Source organism: Rhodospirillum sp. A1_3_36 (assembly GCF_047263945.1).
In the GTDB taxonomy this organism is placed as follows: Bacteria; Pseudomonadota; Alphaproteobacteria; order Rhodospirillales; family Rhodospirillaceae; genus Rhodospirillum.
The window spans coordinates 215,708-233,047 of sequence record NZ_JBLAVB010000003.1; the positions used below are offsets into that span (position 1 = coordinate 215,708).

Genomic DNA, 17,340 nt, shown 5'->3' on the forward strand with positions numbered 1-17,340 from the left:
CTTCCGGGAACGCGGGTCTCCGGACCCCGTCCTGTTGTCTGTCTGGATAACGGGGCCTACCGGGACATGAACCAACAACAACCACTAGATGGTGAGACAGTCGTATGGGCAAACGCCTTAATTCGAAGCATAAGATTGACCGGCGCCTTGGCGTCAACCTCTGGGGTCGCCCCAAGAGCCCCATCAACAAGCGGGAATATGGCCCGGGTCAGCACGGTCAGCGTCGCAAGAAGCCGTCCGACTTCGGCACCCAGTTGATGGCCAAGCAGAAGCTGAAGGGCTACTACGGAAACATCAGCGAGAAGGCTTTCCGCAAGTATTACGAGGAAGCCAACAGCCTGCGTGGTGATACCTCCGAGAACCTGATTTCCATCCTGGAGACCCGCCTCGACGCCGTGGTCTACCGGATGAAGATCGTTCCGACCGTTTTCGCCTCTCGCCAGGTGATCAGCCATGGGCACATCCTGGTCAACGGCACCCGCGTTACCGTCGCGTCCTACCGCGTGAAGGAAGGCGATGTGGTCGAGGTCAAGGAAAAGTCCAAGCAGATGCCCCTGATCCTCGAGTCCGTACAGTCCGCAGAGCGCGACGTGCCGGAATACGTGGAATTCGACCCGAAGGGCATGAAGGGCTCCTTCATCCGCGTTCCCAAGTTCGAGGACGTGCCCTATCCGGTCCAGATGGAACCGAATCTGGTGGTCGAGTTCTACTCCCGCTAAGGTGCCTTCTGTATCTGACGAAAACGGCCCCGAGAGCGATCTCGGGGCCGTTTTTTATTCCCCGACCGGGGTCGAGATCGGAAGGGTTTCATGTTCCGCCACTTCTCCGCGGATCAACGAGACGGCTTTGACCAGAGCGAAGACGGCCATGCCCCGGGTCAGCCCAAGGTCATGCAGAGCGCGCGGCGTGATGCGGGCCCAAAGGCGGCAGGTCTCGTCCGTGCCGCCCGCATCAAGCACCACATGGACCCGACCGTCGGGCGCCTCTTCGAAGCCGACCACTTTGGCGGGCAGGATGTTTTGGATGGAGATGCCCCGAGGGCGCTCCGTGGCGATGGAAATGTCCGCCGCAGCGATGCGGACCCGCGTCGGCGTGCCTATGGGCAGGTTGACGGGACGCACGCTGAGGAGCCCCGCCGGGCTGTCGAGGAGGGTTGTTGCGTCGCCCGGAGAGTGGCTATGCACCCGGGCCGTCACCACCGCGCCTGCGTCCCGTTGGGTTGCGAAAAGCGGGATGTCCGGGCGGGCTAAAACCGCCTCCACCGGTCCGGCTGCCGCGACCTTTCCCGCCTCGATGAGAACAAGTGTATCGGCTAGGCGCAAGACCTCGTCCATGGCGTGGCTGACGTAAAGGATCGGCAGGTCAAAGGCTTTCGGAAGGCGGGCGATGAAGGGCAGGACCTCGTCCTTGCGCTGGGCGTCCAGGGCGGCCAGGGGTTCGTCCATCAGAAGAATGCGCGGGCTCGCCAGCAGGGCACGGCCAATGGCGACCCGTTGTTTCTCGCCGCCCGATAGGCGGGCAGGGCGGCGGTCGAGCAATCGGCCAATGCCCAGCAGCTCCACCACGTCCTCTTCCTTGACGAAGCGGTCTGCGGCGGGGATCAAGGTCATGCCGTAATGCAGGTTCTGGCGGACGGTCAGGTGGGGGAACAGGCGCCCGTCTTGGAAGACGTAGCCCAAACGCCGTTTGTGGGTGGGCAGGTCGATCCGCTTGGCCGAATCGAAAAGCGTGCGCCCATCCACGGTGATATGCCCCCGGTCGGGTTGGGACAGTCCGGCAACCATGGAGATGACGGAGGTCTTGCCCGCTCCCGAGCGTCCGAACAGGGCGGTAACCCCCTTGTCGGCCTGGATGGCGATGTCCAGCGCGAGGGCGCCTTGCTGGCGTTGAACGGCGATATCGAGCATCTCGACCTTTCTCTTTCCCTATCCCTGAAGGGCGCGGTTGACCCGACGGGCCAGGAGTTCTGAAGCAAGCAAGGCGGCCAGGGCCACCACCACCGAGATCACGCAGAGTCGCGCAGCAGCAGCCTCTCCCCCCGGGATTTGGGTTTGGGTGTAGAGGGCCAGGGGCAGGGTCCGGGTCTGCCCGGGGATGTTCGAGACAAAGGTGATGGTTGCGCCGAACTCCCCCAGACAGCGGGCGAAGCCCAGGATCAATCCGGTGAGGATTCCCGGGACGACCAGGGGCAAGGTGACGGTTGCGAAGACCCGCCAGGGTCCGGCGCCCAGGGTGCGGGCTGCGGCTTCCAGTCCTTGATCCACGTTCTCCAGGGAGAGCCGGATGGCCCGGACCACAAGGGGAAAGGCCACGACAGCGGAGGCCACGGCGGCACCTTTCCAATTGAAGGCGAGGACGATGCCGAACCACTGGTCCAACACCGATCCGATTACTCCCTTGCGTCCCAGGCCGATGAGCAGAAGATAGCCCACGACCACCGGCGGCAGGACGAGAGGCAAATGGATGATGCCATCAAGCAGGGTTTTCCCGAGGAAATTCCGCCGGGCCAACAGCCAAGCCAGGGCAATACCCGGGGGTAAACTGCCGAGAATGCCCCAAAAGGACACCTGAAGACTGAGAAGGAGGGCTTCGGTTTCGGCGGGAGTCAGCAGGAGGGCATCCATGCGCGGGTTCCTTCGGCGGACTGGGTGCGGTGCGGCAAGTACCCCCACTGTATAAGGAGACCCTCTCTTATGTCCATCCGTGCAGAAGTCTATGCCCAAGAAAAAAAGAGGGGTCTGGGGACATCCTCCCCAGCCGGGTGTGGGCGGGAGCCCACCGAACCTCTCTTTCTCACCCTTCAGTCGGAGGGTTAGGCCAGTTCAATCCCGTGATCCTTGGCGAAGGTCCGCAGTTTGCTGCGGACGGATACGTCAGGTTGATCCAGCAACGACATGACGTAGGGTTTCACCTCTGACAGGTCGGTGGAGAGGAGCATCTGCTTCACGGGACCCATGCCCGGGGCCGCGAGGGACAGGAAGCGGAACCCGAGGGCCGCCAGGGCCAGGGCTTCCAGGGGGCGGGAGGCCATCTCACCGCAGAGCGAGACCGGAACTGCCGCGACATTGCACAGATCCAAGATGCGCTTGAGCAGGGAGAGTGCCGGGGGCGAGAGGGGGTCATACCGTCCGGCTATGCGTGGATTGCCCCGGTCAGAGGCGAAGGTGAACTGCATCAGGTCATTGCTGCCGATGGAGACAAAATCCACACCGTCCTTCAACAGGGCGGGCAGATGCCAAACCAGGGAGGGCACCTCCAGCATGGTTCCGACGCGCACCCGTTCGGGCGGTCGCGTGCCCCGGGCGGCTTCCCGGACCAATTCCAGGTCCACCAGGGCACGGGCGGCCCGGTATTCGGCCACATTGGCCACCATGGGGAACATGACGCGCAGTTCCCGCCCGCCCGAGGCGCGGATCAGGGCCCGGATCTGGGCGCGGAGGATCGCCGGGCGGTCCAGCGTGATGCGGATGGAGCGCCAGCCGAGGGCCGGGTTGTCCTCTGATGCCCTTTGCCAATAGGGTAGCAGCTTGTCGCCGCCCACATCCAGGGTGCGGAAAGTGACTGGCTTGTCCCCGGCCATTTCCAGGACCTTGCCATACAACTGGGTCTGGCTGTCGACGCTGGGCAGGCTGGAGCGGGCCATGAAGGGGATTTCCGTGCGGTAGAGGCCCACGCCGTCCGCGCCGGTTTCCGCCAGGTTGCCCATGTCCATCATCAGACCGGCGTTGATCATCAGCTTGATGCGTTTGCCATCCCTGGTGATCGGCGGTTTGTCCTTAAGGGCGTGGTAGAAGGCGCGCCTTTGCTGGCGGGCCTTGACGCCATCGAGGAAGGCGCCGCGCACGTCCTCGCCGGGGCGGGCGAAGACCTGACCGTGCTCGCCATCCACCACCACCGGATCCAGGGGGGCGACGCGCTGGAAAATGCTTGGCACCTGACCGATGACGGGGATGTCGAGCGCCTTGGCGACGATCACCGCATGCATGCCTGGGCTGCCTTCTTCCATGATCACGCCGCGCAGGCGCGACGGATCATAGTCCAGCAGTTCCGCCGGTCCCAGGCTGCGACAGATGAGGATCACATGGTCGGGGAGGTCGCTCATGGCCGCCGTGGAGCCGTCGCCGGTCAGGTGACGCAGCAGGCGGTTGGCCAGATCCTCCAGGTCGTGGAGGCGTTCACGCAAATAGGGATCGCTGACCTGGGCCATGCGGGCGCGCATGTCGTCATCGACCTTGCGCACCGCCGCTTCTGCGGACAGGCCGGTCTTGATGTGTTCGGTGATGCGCCCGACCCACCCCTTGTCCTCGGCGAACATGCGGAAGGTTTCCAGGACGTCGGTGTATTCTCCGGCCAAGTGCCGCTGCTCGGCCAGCATGGAATCGATGCTTCGGCGCATTTCCCGCAGGGCGTCGCGCAGGCGCGCCAATTCGCTGTCCGTATCGTCGGCCAGCAGACGGGTCACATGGACCTCTGGCTGATGGTAAACGGCGATGCCCACGCCGATGCCAGGGTTCAGCGTCGCACCTTCCAGGCGCAGGGGCAGGACGGCGTTGCCCGCCACGGTCCCCAATTCGTGTTCATGGACCAGCTTGGCCCCGGCCAACAGCTCGGACAGGACCATGGCGACGGTTTCCAGGACCTCCTGTTCGAAATCCTGGTAGTCGCGGTTGTCCTTGTTCTGCACGGCCAAAACGCCGATGACCTTGCCCCCCCGGATCAGGGGGACACCCGCGAGGGAGCGGTAGACATCCTCGCCCGTTTCCGGTCGGTAGGAAAAGCTGGGATGGGACCAGGCGTCTGCGGCCATCAGGGGCTGGGCCTTGGCGGCAATCTCGCCGATCAACCCCTCGCCGACGCGCATGCGCGTCTGGTGGACGGCGTCCTGGGACAGGCCTTCCGTGGCGAAGAGTTCCAGGACTTCGCCCGCGCGCATGACGTAGCAGGAACACACGTCCGTGCCGAGACCCTGAGCAATCAGGGTCACGACTCGGTTCAGTCGGTCCTGGGCTCCCCCTCCACCGGCCATGACGTCGCGCAGACGTCCCAGCAGACGGCGAGCGTCCTTTTCCCCCTTGGGCATGGGCTGTTCGCCTCCTCCTCTCGGTGAACCGAGCGGGTTTTTATCAAAGGGCTTGGGTGGTGGCGCGTTTGGCCAGGGATTGTACGGCCTGATCCAGCAGGTCCGCCAGAATATCGGCGGTGGGTTGTTCGCTTTTCACCAAACCGACGCTCTGACCGGCCATCAGAGAGCCATTTTCCACGTCGCCATCGATGACCGCCCGACGCAAGGCGCCCGCCCAGAAATGCTCGATTTCAAGTTGGGCGGCCTTCTGGTCCAGTTCGCCTGTGCGCACCTTCTCGATGGCGGCGCGCTGGGTGGCCATGAAGGCCTGGGTGCCCTTGTTGGTCAGGGCGCGGACCGGGATCACCGGGAACTGGGGGTCGATCTGCACGGTGGGGACCGCATCCCGGGCATTGGCCCGCAGGAAGGCCTTTTTGAAATTGGGGTGGGCGATGCATTCGGTGGCGCAAACGAAGCGCGTGCCGAGCTGTACACCAGCCGCACCCATTTCCAGATAGGAGACAATGGCCTCGCCCCGACCGATGCCCCCGGCGACAAAGACGGGAACCTCTGTGATCTCGGGCAGGATTTCCTGGGCGAGCACGCTGGTGGCCACGGGGCCGATATGCCCTCCGGCCTCCGCGCCCTCGATCACCAGGGCATCGGCGCCGGAGCGCACCAGTTTCCTGGCCAAGGCCAGGGCCGGGGCGAAGCAGATGACCTTGGCGCCAAGTGTTTTGGCCCGTTTGATGGAGGCGGCGCTGGGCAGCCCCCCCGCCAGCACCACATGGCCAACCCCATGCTCGCCGCAGACGTCGATCAGGCGATCCAGCTCCGGGTGCATGGTGATCAGGTTGACGCCGAAGGGCATCAGGCCACCGCCGCTTTCCATCAGGGTCTTGGTCCCTGCGATCTCGGCGGACAGCAGCTCGGGCGTCATGGAACCACAGGCGAGCACGCCGAAGCCACCGGCCGAGGAGATAGCCGCGACGAGATGCCGCTCGGACACCCAAGACATGGCGCCCCCCAGGATGGCCATGTCCACGCCCAGGAACGCCTTACCCCGGGACCACAGGGAGTCCAGGCGGGCATGGGCCCAATCGTTCGGTTCGGTGTCCTTCATCGTCTTTCCTTCCCAGACCTGATTTGGCCTTCTTAGACCGGATCGGGACCCGCCGGATCAGGCGGCGTCCAGGCCATAGGCGGTGTGCAGGGCGCGCACGGCCAATTCCATGTATTCCTCGGCGATCAGGACGGACACCTTGATCTCGGAGGTGGAGATGACCTGAATGTTAATTCCCTTGTCCGACAGGGCGGTAAACATGGTCTTGGCGACACCGGCATGGCTCCGCATGCCAACGCCGATGACCGAAACTTTCACGACGGCCTTGTCCGCAATCAGCTCCTTGTAGGCGATATCCTCCTGTCGATCTTCCAGCACCTTCAGGGCGCGGACGAGGTCCCCGCGTGGGAGGGTAAAGGTGACATCCGTCGACTGGCCGTCGTCTGATACGTTCTGGACGATCATGTCCACGTTGATATTGGCATCGGCCAGGGGGCCAAAGATGCGGGCGGCGACGCCGGGGTGATCGGCGACCTTTGCCAGGGTCACTTTGGCTTCGTCCTTGCTGTAAGCGATACCGCTCACAAGTTCCTTTTCCACGATCTCATCCTCGTCACAGACCAGGGTTCCGGGGGCGTCGCTGAAGCTGGAAAGCACCTGAACCCGAACACGGTGCTTCATCGCCATTTCTACCGAACGGGTTTGCAGAACCTTGGCTCCCAGGGAAGCCTGTTCCAGCATCTCCTCGTAGGTGATCTTATCAAGTTTACGGGCCTTCGCGACGATTCGCGGGTCGGTGGTATAGATGCCGTCCACATCGGTATAAATATCGCAACGATCCGCTTTCAGGGCTGCGGCCAGAGCCACCGCCGATGTATCCGAGCCGCCCCGGCCAAGGGTGGTGACCCGCTTGTCGGGGCCGAGGCCCTGGAACCCGGCGACCACGGCGACTTGACCCATGGCCATCCGCTCCTCAATCACCGTGGTGTCGATGGAAGCGATTCGTGCCTTGCCGTGGGCGTCGTCCGTATGGACCGGAAGCTGCCACCCCATCCAGGACCGGGCCTCGGTGCCCATATCCTGCAAGGCCATGGCCAACAGGCCGATGGTCACCTGTTCCCCGGTGGAGACAACAACGTCGTATTCCCGGGAGTCATACATGGGGGAGACGGCATCACAGAGGCCCACCAGTCGATTGGTGTCTCCGGACATGGCCGAGACCACGACGGCCACCTCATTCCCAGCGTCCACTTCCGCTTTAACCCGTCGGGCCACATTGCGGATCCGCTCCACGTCCCCGACGGATGTTCCGCCGAATTTCATCACAATGCGCGCCATGGCGTGCCTGCCTTCCTCGTGTCAGTCGATGGGGTCCGGATACCAATTGCCCAGCTTGTCGGGGGCTCGGACCCCGATAACGGGAACCCCTGTGACGGGACACAACGGGACGGGCGACCGGTCCCCCGCGTTGCGCCCAGTTGCCGGACCGCCCCGCGCCGTGTAGTAAAGCAGCGTGCCCGGACCCGCAAGCGCGGAGAGGGCTGGAACGGATGCCTCCGCCCACTTTTCCCCAAGACCTGTGCGGGCGCGTATGCTTAAACCGAAGCGGGTTTCACTGTCCACTGTTCCCATGGCCATTGTTCCCGTGGAGTCCATTTATAAAGGGAGTTCTCCTGTGACCGCTAGCCAAGACACCGTCGTTCGCAAGGGATCCCAGGGCACCGCGCTCGCTGCGGAACTGGAGAAGTTCAGCGCCATGGCCGATGCCTGGTGGGATCCAGAAGGGGACTTCAAGCCCCTGCACCGGTTCAACCCCATCCGCATCGCTTATATCCGCGATAATTTGGCCGCCCATTTTGGTCGGGATATCACCAAGCCCCGCCCCTTCGCGGGGCTGTCCCTGCTGGACATCGGCTGCGGCGGCGGGCTGTTGTGCGAGCCCTTCACCCGTCTGGGGTTCGCGGTCACGGGAATTGATGCCGCAGAACGCAATATCGGAACCGCCGCCAACCACGCCGAGCGGTCGGGCCTATCCATTGACTATCGTGTGGCCATGCCCGAGGACCTGGTTGCCGAAGGCAAGACATTCGATGCCATCCTGAACATGGAAGTGGTGGAACATGTGTCCGACGTGACGTTGTTCCTGGATTCCGTGGGTGCCCTTTGCCGCTCGGGTGGCGCGATGGCCGGGGCGACCATGAACAGGACCCTCAAATCCCTCGCCCTGGCCAAGGTCGGTGCGGAATACATCCTCCGTTGGCTGCCTCGGGGAACCCACGACTGGAAGACGTTCCTCAAGCCGAGTGAGTTCTCCCAGGGGCTGCGCCACGCGGGGTTGGAAGTGACAGATTTGGCCGGAATGACCTTCAACCCCCTGACTGGAGAGTGGTGCCAGACCCAGGATGTTTCGGTCAATTACATGCTCTTTGCCAAGAAGGCCGCTTAACGGATGCGGAAAAACTCCTGTCGAACCGATGGCGGCACGGGGTGAACCAGGGCGGGTGAGTGCCCCCCATCAGTCGATGCACCACTTGGTTGCCAAGTCCGACTGATCGAGCGAAGCGATGCTCGCTGCGGTGCGGGCGATGGCCTTGCCCGCGATGACGCGACAGGGTGCCCTCTGTGCCTGGATTGTCGACGATACCGGTTTGCCCAAGAAGGATCGGTTGCCGCGTCACGGCAGGAAGCGGCCATGGTTCAGGAGAAAGTCCCGGGCATGAACGACCCGGGGGTGGCGCAGGGCCGCTTTGTTCCAGGCGAGATACAAGGTGTTTTCGGGGCCGGGGCCGTCAATGGGCAGGGCGGTGAGGCGTCCAGTGGACAAATCCTCGGCGCAGAGGTAATCGGGCAACACCGTCCACCCCGCACCTGAGCGTGCGAGCCCAGCGACGAGTCGGAGATCCGGCGCCGTCGCCACCGTCGTCATGTCGGCCTCTACGCCAAAGACCTGCGAGACAAAGGGGCCGATGAGGGGGAGGGACTCATCGTAGGCCACGCAGGGGAGCTCCCGTAACAGCTCCGCCGTGAGGGGGCGTCCCTTCAGCCGGTTGGCCATCTCGGGGGCGGCCAGGGGGATGAGGCGCTCCCGCCCGACTTCCGCAAACCCCCAGCCGGGTCCGTCGGGAGGCGAGGCCAAAAGAGCCAGGTCCACATGCCCCTCGGCCAGGGCCGTCCGGATCTGCGTCCGGTTCCCCGTCTGAATCCGAAGGTGCAAGCCTTGCCCGATGAGGGGGGCCAGGGTTTCGGCGACGCGAGCCGACAGGTATTCCGCCGGGCCGATCACATGAACTGTGCCCGTGACCGTCGCGGCCCTGACCCGGACCGCGCCCATGGCGGCTTCGATCCCATCCAAATGTCCAGCGATGGCCTGGGCGAGATCATCCGCCGCAGGGGTGGGCGTCACGCCCCGCGCACGCCTGAAAAACAGGGGGTGTCCCACTATCTCCTCCAACGCCGCCACATGAGCCGAGGCTGCGGGTTGGGTGATCCCCAGACGCCGGGCCGCCTGGGTGATCGAGCCGGAGCGGTAGACGTCAAGGAATGTGCGTAAATGGGTGAGGTGAGTCATAAGGTATAAGTTATCTGATGGCTTTCCCAAAAAGGAGTGATTTTATTTTTTGCTCGATTCAGTCGACCTTGGGCGCCTCTTCGAAAACAAGGAGAATCGAGAGATGACGCATTCACCCCGTATCCTGATGGTGGTCACGTCTCATGGACGGATGGGTCAAGGACAGATCGGCGAGGGAGAGGACGCCCACCCCACTGGCCTCTGGTTCGAGGAATTGAGCACACCCTACTTTGTTTTCCGGGACGCCGGAGCGGCGGTGACCCTGGCTTCGATTCGGGGAGGCAAGCCCCCCATCGATCCGTCGTCGCTCAAGGCGAGAGGGGAAAACCCCGACAGCGTGGAGCGCTTCCTGGCCGATGAGGGGGCCATGGCGGCCCTGGAGAAAACCTCGCCCCTGGAGGGGCTGGAGGCCGCCGACTGGGACGCGGTTTTCCTGCCCGGTGGCCATGGCACCATGTGGGATTTGCCCGAAAGCACAACCTTGGCGGATCTGCTTGGTCAAGCCTGGGCGGAGGGCCGGGTGGTCGCGGCGGTCTGCCACGGCCCGGCGGGTTTGGTGACTGCCCGCGATGAGGCGGGGGAGTCCCTGGTGAAGGGGCGGCGGGTCACGGGGTTTTCCAATGGGGAAGAAGCCGCCGTCGGATTGACCGGTCAGGTGCCCTTTCTTCTGGAGGATCGATTGCGGGCCCTGGGGGGACGTTATGAAAGCGCCCCGGACTTCCAGCCCCACGCCCTGGCCGATGGTCGTTTGGTGACCGGCCAGAACCCGGCCTCTTCGGGAGAAACAGCGCGCCTGACGCTTGCCGCCCTCGGCCTTGGTCTGGGCCGCGACGACAGGCCGGTCCTGGACGGCAGAGCGGGGCGATGAGGCCGATCTCTCCTCTCGAAACCCTGTCCATTCCCGTGGGAAACGGGATCATGGACGCCAGTCTCGCGCGGCCCGCCGCGCCAGGACGGTATCCCGCCGTTATCGTTGGCATGGAGTTGTTCGGGGTGACGGGCCATATCCGGTCCCTTGTTGAGCGGTTCGCCGAAGCGGGTTTTGTCGCGGTTGCGCCTAACTTTTATCACCGGACCGGGGCCGGATTGGAGCTGGCCTATGATGAGGCGGGGCGGGCGAGAGGGTTCGATCTGCTCCACGCGCTGAACCGGAGCGACGTCCTGGAAGATGTGGCCGCAACTCTTCACGTCTTGCGTCAACGGGAGGATACGGGACCGAAAATTGGTTTTGCGGGATTCAGTGTTGGGGGGATGATCGCCTATTTGGCCGCAGCGAGTCTGGATCTGTCTGCCGTTGCAGTGTTCTACGCGGGGTGGTTGACAACCTCTGAGGGGCCGCTGGGTGGAGCCGAGCCAGCGCTGGCATTGACGCCAGCCATCGCGGATCGGGGGACGGCGCTTCTGTTTCTTGTCGGGGAAGACGATGCTCTGATTCCCGCAGACCAGCGCGGGGAGATCGCCCGGGCCTTGGAAGACACCGGTGTGCGGCCCGGGATGGTGGTCCTCCCGGGGGTCGGGCATGGCTTCTTTTGCGATGAGCGAGGCAGTTTCGACCAGGAGGCGCGAGATGAGTCCTGGGGGCGTGTCCTTGCCCTTTTTTCGTCGGAACTCAGTTGAAACGGCCCCCTTTCCGGGAGCGTAAGGTGCCCGAATGCCCCTCAGTTCTGTAGCTGTCGGCTCCAGGGTTGGAGGGAAATGCCAACTCCCTCTTCGGTCAGGGCCTTGGCCTCATCAAGGGTGACCTCGCCGTGGATGGGGCAGCGGGGGGGGGGGCTCGGCGACGGGGCCATATTTGCTGCACTCCTCTCCGCCGGAGACCGGTCGATTCGGCTTTTCTGATCAATTGGGTATGGCGACCGATGGCGGAGTTTCGAATAGATTCGGATGGGTCAGAATCATTCCCACTCGATTATTAACAAGTATATCAAGTCATTGAAATCAAAATAATAAATATTTCTGTGCATAAAAACGACCGTCGTCAAAACCGGCGAAATTCTACGCTTTTGATTTTCAAGGGTTTTTCAAATAGTCAGCCGAAATGATACTTCGGGGACTATCATCAACAGACGGAACATTGAAACTATGCACCGAACAACGTGCATATCGCATCCAATACGCCATAGTACTACCATCTACACATAGATTTGTCATGCTCAAAATACGCCACGGTCATTGCTTCCCGTTAAATGGCCTGACGAGCCACTCATCAGGCCTCCCCACTTTTTGTCTTAGGTTTCATTCATTAGGTCATCAATAGTTCTGGCCTTGATATACCGAGCGGGATTCGGACCAGAGGCAAGCGCACTGAAGTGCGCCTCGCCGCACGCAATCTTGCCAGCTTCAATGTCGCGCAAATCATCGACAAAGAGACTGCCTTTGGTCTCTACGACGAAATACAGGCGCTCTTCACCACTGGCTTCGACCAAAACCGCCCAGTCGGGATTGTACGTCCCGAGCGGTGTCGGCACCTTGAACCAGCCCGGAAGCTTGGCGTAGACCTTCACCGCTTCGTTCTTTTCTAGCTGCTCGGCAAATGTCCTCTCGATGCCGCCGGAGTCGTAGACCACATGTTCGAAGACAGACTTCTGCGTATCCTTGAGCATGTTGCGCAGGTAGCCGGTAAGTTCCTCCTGCGCGAAAAGCTCTTGCGCGTAATAATGCTTGTCGCCGATCCGCTGGTATTTGATGCCGTCGACAACGGCCAGCCTCTTGGTCCGATTAATCACCTCGCCGGCGATCTCAATGAAGGCCTGCGGGTTGCGCTTGAAGTCCGTAAGACGCCCGCACTCAGTCAGAATGCGGACGAGGCTCCTGCGGGTTAGCTGCGTCCGGTCCTGAAGGTCGGTCAGAACGTCCGGAAGGGCGATATCGCCTTCCTCTATCGTGACGATCGTCCCGCTATTCTTGTCGTGCTCCTTGGCTTGAACACCACCCTGACCGATGGACAGATCGGCCTTTCTGATCCGCACGCGGGCTTTCGATACCGGCGGTCCATTGGCGATAGCCTTGGCGCAGTCCGCTATCAGCTTTTCGTTGTCGAAGTGAACGCGGTAGGTCGTCTTGTGCTTGATACGATCCCAAAGCGCCTGGAATTCGACACTCTCCAAAATAGCCTGCCGTGTTTTCACTGTGACGCGTTCATCGGCATTCTTGATATCGAGCTTCCCGGCGACCTTCTTCAGCACGTCGCGAACCGCTCCCAAATGGGGAGCGAGCGCTGCCGGCAACGCCAGCGTTCCGTCCTTCAGAGCGGTCCGGAGCGTATCTTGCACCTTGCCCTTGGCATCGACGAAGCCCTCGGCTTTCAGGTGGTCGAATATAGCGGCCGACTCCTCAAAACCCAGCATTCCAGTCGAGCCGTCAGCATTCACCACCGGGATGGCGGCAAATTGGTGCTTCTCAACGATGCCAAACTTGAAGCCTGTGTCTTTCTCGATTTCCTTTTGCAGGTTCTCGGCGAACTCCTCATAGCTCTCGGTAGCGATCACGGTCAGCGTATTGATGTCGAAACCACGCAGGCGTTCGCCCTTCTGGTTGACGCAAAGCCGCAGCCCGCGACCAATGGTCTGACGGCGCTCTCGCTCCGTCCCGATCTCGCGAAGTGCGCAGATCTGGAAGACGTTGGGATTGTCCCAGCCCTCTTTCAACGCCGAATGGGAGAAAATGAACTTCAGCTTCGTCTCGAAGCCGAGCAGCTTTTCCTTATCCTTCATAATCAAGCTGTAGGCGCGTTCCGCATTATCCCGTGCCGACTGATTGTTTTCCGCCGTGTCTGTCCAGCGGCGAGCCTTGTCGATCGAGAAATAGCCGTCATGAACCTCTTCAGCTTCCGAGGTCAGATCGACTTCCTTGAACAGGCTGACAAATTCGGGAAGCTTCGCCGCGCGACGATATTCTTCTTCGAAAATCCGGGCATATTTGCCCTTTACGGGATTACCGTCGGCGTCATAGGCACGGTAATTTTCGACCGCGTCGATGAAGAATAGGCTGAGCACCTTGATACCCAACGGCGCAAGGCGCGTTTCCTTCACCAGATGCTCGTGGATGGTGCGGCGGATCATCAGACGCTTCAGCGCTTCATCATCGACACCACCGACGAACTGACCGGGCACGAGAAACTTCTCGTCGCCCGGCAGCTTCACCTCCAGGAGCTGATTGTCGCGTCCGGCGCGGATCTCACCGATACGGCAATCAGCATAGATCGCGCGCTTGGTCAGTTCCTCCAGATCGTCGCCATCTTGAACCGTCACCTCCTGGCGGCGCACCTGCTTGCCGTCGAGCACGTCGATTTCGACGCGCGCGGTGATGGTCCCCTTGGCGTTGCTGGCGGAGACGAAGCGGACATAGGCCTTGTTGTGGCCGCCCTCCACTTCCAGCGAAGCGACCTCGATCTGCTTGACCAGCTTGCGCTCGTAGGCGTCGACAGCGTCGAGGCGAAACACCATGTGGTGCTTGTCTACGTGGGTCGCCGAATAGCGCAGTGTGCAAAGCGGGTTCATGTCATCGAGTGCCTGCTTACCTTTGCCGCCGCCCAAGGCTCCATCGACGCTCTGCGGTTCGTCCACGATCACGACTGGCCGGGTCGCGCGGATGAGGTCGATCGGCCGCTCGCCACCGGTCTTCTCGCTATCCTTATAGAGGTTGTTCACGTCCTTCTTGTTGATCGCGCCGACCGTCACGACCATGATCTGGATGTTCGGGCTGGTGGCGAAATTGCGCACCTGGCCAAGCTTGCCGGAATCGTAGAGGAAATAGTCGAAGGGCTGGCCGGAATAGAGCCCCTTGAAATGCTCCTCGGTGATTTGCAGCGTCTTGTAGACGCCTTCCTTGATCGCGACCGAGGGCACCACGATCACGAATTTGGTGAAGCCATAGAGCTTGTTCAGCTCAAAGATCGTCCGCAGGTAAACGTAGGTCTTGCCGGTGCCGGTCTCCATTTCGACGGTGAAATCGCCGGAGGTCAGCGCCATCGACGGCGCAAGGCCGTTGCGGAGCTGGATGTCCTTCAGGTTGGCAACGATCTCGTCATCCAGCAGCGTCAACCGATTGCCGATGCCAAGCTCACTTTCGACGAGACCAAGCTCACCTTGAATGCCGCCAGCACTTTGCCGCGTCACGGTGAACTCTGTCCGGTTGATCTCCTGGCCGCGAAACAGGTCGGCAACAGACTCGATGGCGCGCTTCTGGTAGTCCAGATCGGGTTCAAAATGCAGTTTCATGCCGGCATCCCCGCGATCAGGCCGATATTCTTGTCGTGGCGATCACGGTCGGCGTCTTCGTCGGCGGCCACCGATTCCAGACCGGCAATATAGGACGCCGGTAGGCCATGTTCTTTTGCCCCAGCAATTACGAAGGCGCGATACCAAGTATAGGGACGAAGCGCGGGATCGATGATCGACGCTTGATAGCTTCGTACCGTTAACAGCGAGCCGCCGAAAATGACGGTTGGCTCGATGGCATTATAGCCCTTGTTCAGGCCTTCCTCGCGGTCGAGCGCGGCCCTCTCATCATTCGCGATCTCATAGAGCACGCCGAAAATCGCCGCACCGGAAACGTCGCTGGCAACAATATCGCACTTGCCAGAATGGTCCTTCTTGCTGCGCTTGTGCCAGCGCAATTCGTAACCGCGCAGTTCGGCAACGCCAAGTGCACACGCCGAAGGGCAACGCTCTGGCGCCCGCAGTCGCGCGCTCAGCATGTTCGAGCCATAGGCGAAATAGAGAAACGTATCGGCGCCCATCACAAGCTCCTTACGTCGGTGATACCGTTCTGATTCAGAATCGCCGCCATGTTGGTCTTGGCGATGTCGTCGGCGAAACCCGAATCCTTGAACACGACGCGGGTATCCACCGCAGGCGCCAGCGCCGCCCGCCATTCGACGATGCCGGTGGCAAGAGGCTCTATCACGTCCTTGGTCAGGCCGTCGGCAAGGCAGGCGATCAGCGCTCCTCCGCCTATAGAATGGACAGCCTTGCCCGCAATGGTCTTGGTCTCGATCGGAACACAGAGATCAAGGCCGAGCTTGAGCAACAGCTCATAGAGAACGTCCTGCTCCTTGCGGCCTTGCACGAGATGCTCGGCGTTCTTCAGCAGGCTGTCTTCAAGATCGTCCGCGTTGGGCTCCCAGGCGCGGATGTTTGACGAGGCGAGCTTGAAGACACGAAAGCCGGTATCGCCCGCGAAGTCGGGATTGTCGGCGCTAATCTTTTTCCCTGCGCGAAGTAGCCGCTCCTTTGTCAGTTCGGCAATATTTTGAGGCCTACCTAGCTTGGTGCAAAAATCAGCCGCTGTCTTTTGGTCCCGATTCCCAGGATCGAGGGGTTCGGGAAGCTGCACTGTGATGAAACGGCGCGCACTGTTGTCGGCCGCGTTTTGAAGCATTGTTGCATGGGCCGTTGTTCCTGATCCTGCAAAGAAATCAAGGACAATGTCGTTACCAAAAGTTGCCTGTTCGATTAACGTGCGAATAAGCTCGACTGGCTTTGGAAAGCTAAAAATCCGCGACTCGAAGAGGCCATCTATGTCGGCGGTGCCATCACGTGTGAAAAGTGCTTCTCCTATGACGGTAGAGAAACCTGTAAACTCGGATTCAAGTTCGCTTATAAATGCTTTGCGACGAGGACGCCCGTCAGCCGTCGTTGGCCACAGAATCCTGTCCTCGGCGATAAGCCGAGCCATGGTTGTCCTGTCGTAGCGCCAACCCATGTCAGGGCATCCGTAGTTTATGCCCGTAGCTGGATTGATCAGGTCGTAATGAAGGTTAGGCCTGCGGTCAGCAGTAGCAATTCCAACCATGTTTGCGCTTGACCAATCGCCTCGCGGATCGCCGTCAGGATTTGAGTACTGCGCTACATTTCTTTGTGATCCGCGAATCTTGTTGCCATAAGCAACGATGTACTCGTGGTCGATTGACGCTCCAGTGACTGAGCGGTTGTCCTTATTCTGACGGCTCTTCCAGATGAAGGTGGCTAAGAAGCTTTCCTCCCCGAATATGTCGTCCATCGCGAGACGAAGAGTCGGCAACTCCCCATCATCGATGCTGATGAAAATTAAACCGTCTCTTCCCAGCAGAGACTTTGCGAGCTTGAGGCGTGGATACATCATGCTCAGCCAATCAGTGTGGAAGCGGCCAGACGCCTCGGTATTGGTGCTGAGCTTTTTACCGTCGGCCACCTGACCAGTGAGTTCTAGATAGTTCTTGATGCTGTCGGAGAAATCGTCTGGGTAAACAAAGTCGCCACCAGAATTGTATGGCGGGTCGATGTAGATGAGCTTCACCTTTCCGGCGTAGCTCTTCTGTAAAAGCTTGAGGACTTCGAGGTTATCGCCCTCGATCATCAAATTCTGCGTGGTGTCCCATTCAACGCTTTCGCCCGGGCGGGGCAAGAGCGTCCCGGTCGATGGCGTCAGCGCGATCTGCCGCGCACGGCGTTTGCCGTGCCAATTCAGTCCGTATTTCTCGTCACGCTCGTCCACCACGCCGCCGAGCAGCCCCTTCAGCACATCGAAATCGATCTTGCCTTCGTTGAAAGCGTCGGGGAACAGCGACTTCAACGCTTCAACATTGCCGGCGACAATGTCGGCGCTCTTTGATTCCGGATCGTTCGGGCTAATAGGAGGAATGGTGGTCATCGCAATAAGTATCCG

15 protein-coding genes and 1 pseudogene are annotated in these 17,340 nt (G+C 61.2%); 5 read left to right on the plus strand and 11 right to left on the minus strand.

Annotated elements, in window-relative coordinates:
* Nucleotides 1–104: 104 nt before the first annotated feature.
* Nucleotides 105–719, plus strand: a complete 615-nt coding sequence (gene rpsD / locus ACLIRY_RS08545) for a 30S ribosomal protein S4 (protein WP_413204959.1) — start codon at nt 105–107, stop codon at nt 717–719.
* 54 nt (nt 720–773) lie between these two features.
* Here rpsD and modC read toward each other — a convergent pair whose 3' ends face one another.
* From modC to ACLIRY_RS08575, 6 genes are all read right to left on the minus strand, one after another.
* A complete protein-coding gene (modC, locus tag ACLIRY_RS08550; RefSeq protein ID WP_413204960.1) occupies nt 774–1,907 on the minus strand; it encodes a molybdenum ABC transporter ATP-binding protein in 1,134 nt (377 codons plus the stop codon).
* Between the two features lie 18 nt (nt 1,908–1,925).
* Nucleotides 1,926–2,624, minus strand: coding sequence for a molybdate ABC transporter permease subunit (gene modB / locus ACLIRY_RS08555; RefSeq protein ID WP_413204961.1), 699 nt, complete (start codon nt 2,622–2,624; stop codon nt 1,926–1,928).
* Nucleotides 2,625–2,812: 188 nt separating this feature from the next.
* Nucleotides 2,813–5,080: a phosphoenolpyruvate--protein phosphotransferase gene (gene ptsP, locus ACLIRY_RS08560; protein ID WP_413204962.1), complete on the minus strand. Its 2,268-nt coding sequence runs from the start codon at nt 5,078–5,080 to the stop codon at nt 2,813–2,815.
* A gap of 43 nt (nt 5,081–5,123) precedes the next feature.
* Nucleotides 5,124–6,185, minus strand: coding sequence for an NAD(P)H-dependent flavin oxidoreductase (locus ACLIRY_RS08565; RefSeq protein WP_413204963.1), 1,062 nt, complete (start codon nt 6,183–6,185; stop codon nt 5,124–5,126).
* Nucleotides 6,186–6,242: 57 nt separating this feature from the next.
* Nucleotides 6,243–7,463, minus strand: coding sequence for an aspartate kinase (locus tag ACLIRY_RS08570; RefSeq protein WP_413204964.1), 1,221 nt, complete (start codon nt 7,461–7,463; stop codon nt 6,243–6,245).
* Between the two features lie 21 nt (nt 7,464–7,484).
* Nucleotides 7,485–7,763, minus strand: a complete 279-nt coding sequence (locus ACLIRY_RS08575; RefSeq protein ID WP_413204965.1) for a hypothetical protein — start codon at nt 7,761–7,763, stop codon at nt 7,485–7,487.
* Nucleotides 7,764–7,800: 37 nt separating this feature from the next.
* On the opposite strand from ACLIRY_RS08575, the gene ubiG reads away from it, so the two are divergent.
* Together ubiG and ACLIRY_RS08585 are read left to right on the plus strand one after the other, a co-directional pair.
* Nucleotides 7,801–8,571, plus strand: a complete 771-nt coding sequence (gene ubiG, locus ACLIRY_RS08580; protein WP_413204966.1) for a bifunctional 2-polyprenyl-6-hydroxyphenol methylase/3-demethylubiquinol 3-O-methyltransferase UbiG — start codon at nt 7,801–7,803, stop codon at nt 8,569–8,571.
* Nucleotides 8,572–8,590: 19 nt separating this feature from the next.
* Nucleotides 8,591–8,785 (plus strand): annotated as a pseudogene (locus ACLIRY_RS08585) (transposase); the annotation flags it as partial.
* A 14-nt stretch (nt 8,786–8,799) separates the two neighbouring features.
* On the opposite strand, the gene ACLIRY_RS08590 reads toward ACLIRY_RS08585, so the two are convergent.
* Nucleotides 8,800–9,693 (minus strand): LysR family transcriptional regulator, encoded by an 894-nt coding sequence (locus ACLIRY_RS08590; protein ID WP_413204967.1) that lies wholly within the window; start codon nt 9,691–9,693, stop codon nt 8,800–8,802.
* 103 nt (nt 9,694–9,796) lie between these two features.
* On the opposite strand from ACLIRY_RS08590, the gene ACLIRY_RS08595 reads away from it, so the two are divergent.
* On the plus strand, nt 9,797–10,561 hold the full coding sequence (locus ACLIRY_RS08595) for a type 1 glutamine amidotransferase domain-containing protein (protein ID WP_413204968.1): 765 nt from the start codon (nt 9,797–9,799) through the stop codon (nt 10,559–10,561).
* A 50-nt stretch (nt 10,562–10,611) separates the two neighbouring features.
* A complete protein-coding gene (locus ACLIRY_RS08600) occupies nt 10,612–11,310 on the plus strand; it encodes a dienelactone hydrolase family protein (RefSeq protein ID WP_413204969.1) in 699 nt (232 codons plus the stop codon).
* A gap of 41 nt (nt 11,311–11,351) precedes the next feature.
* Here the strand turns inward: ACLIRY_RS08600 and ACLIRY_RS08605 are convergent, their stop codons facing one another.
* The 4 genes from ACLIRY_RS08605 to ACLIRY_RS08620 all read right to left on the minus strand — a co-directional run bounded on the left by ACLIRY_RS08605 (nt 11,352) and on the right by ACLIRY_RS08620 (nt 17,325).
* Nucleotides 11,352–11,483, minus strand: coding sequence for a hypothetical protein (locus tag ACLIRY_RS08605; protein ID WP_413204970.1), 132 nt, complete (start codon nt 11,481–11,483; stop codon nt 11,352–11,354).
* A 438-nt stretch (nt 11,484–11,921) separates the two neighbouring features.
* Nucleotides 11,922–14,912, minus strand: coding sequence for a type III restriction-modification system endonuclease (locus ACLIRY_RS08610; protein WP_413204971.1), 2,991 nt, complete (start codon nt 14,910–14,912; stop codon nt 11,922–11,924).
* Complete coding sequence (locus ACLIRY_RS08615) at nt 14,909–15,433, minus strand: gamma-glutamylcyclotransferase family protein (protein WP_413204972.1); 525 nt, start codon at nt 15,431–15,433, stop codon at nt 14,909–14,911. The genes ACLIRY_RS08610 and ACLIRY_RS08615 overlap by 4 nt, the downstream gene beginning before the upstream one ends.
* The gene (locus tag ACLIRY_RS08620; RefSeq protein WP_413204973.1) at nt 15,433–17,325 is read right to left on the minus strand and encodes a site-specific DNA-methyltransferase; all 1,893 of its coding nucleotides are present in this window, start codon (nt 17,323–17,325) and stop codon (nt 15,433–15,435) included. Before ACLIRY_RS08620 ends, ACLIRY_RS08615 begins: the two co-directional genes overlap by 1 nt.
* Between the last annotated feature and the right edge of the window lie 15 nt (nt 17,326–17,340).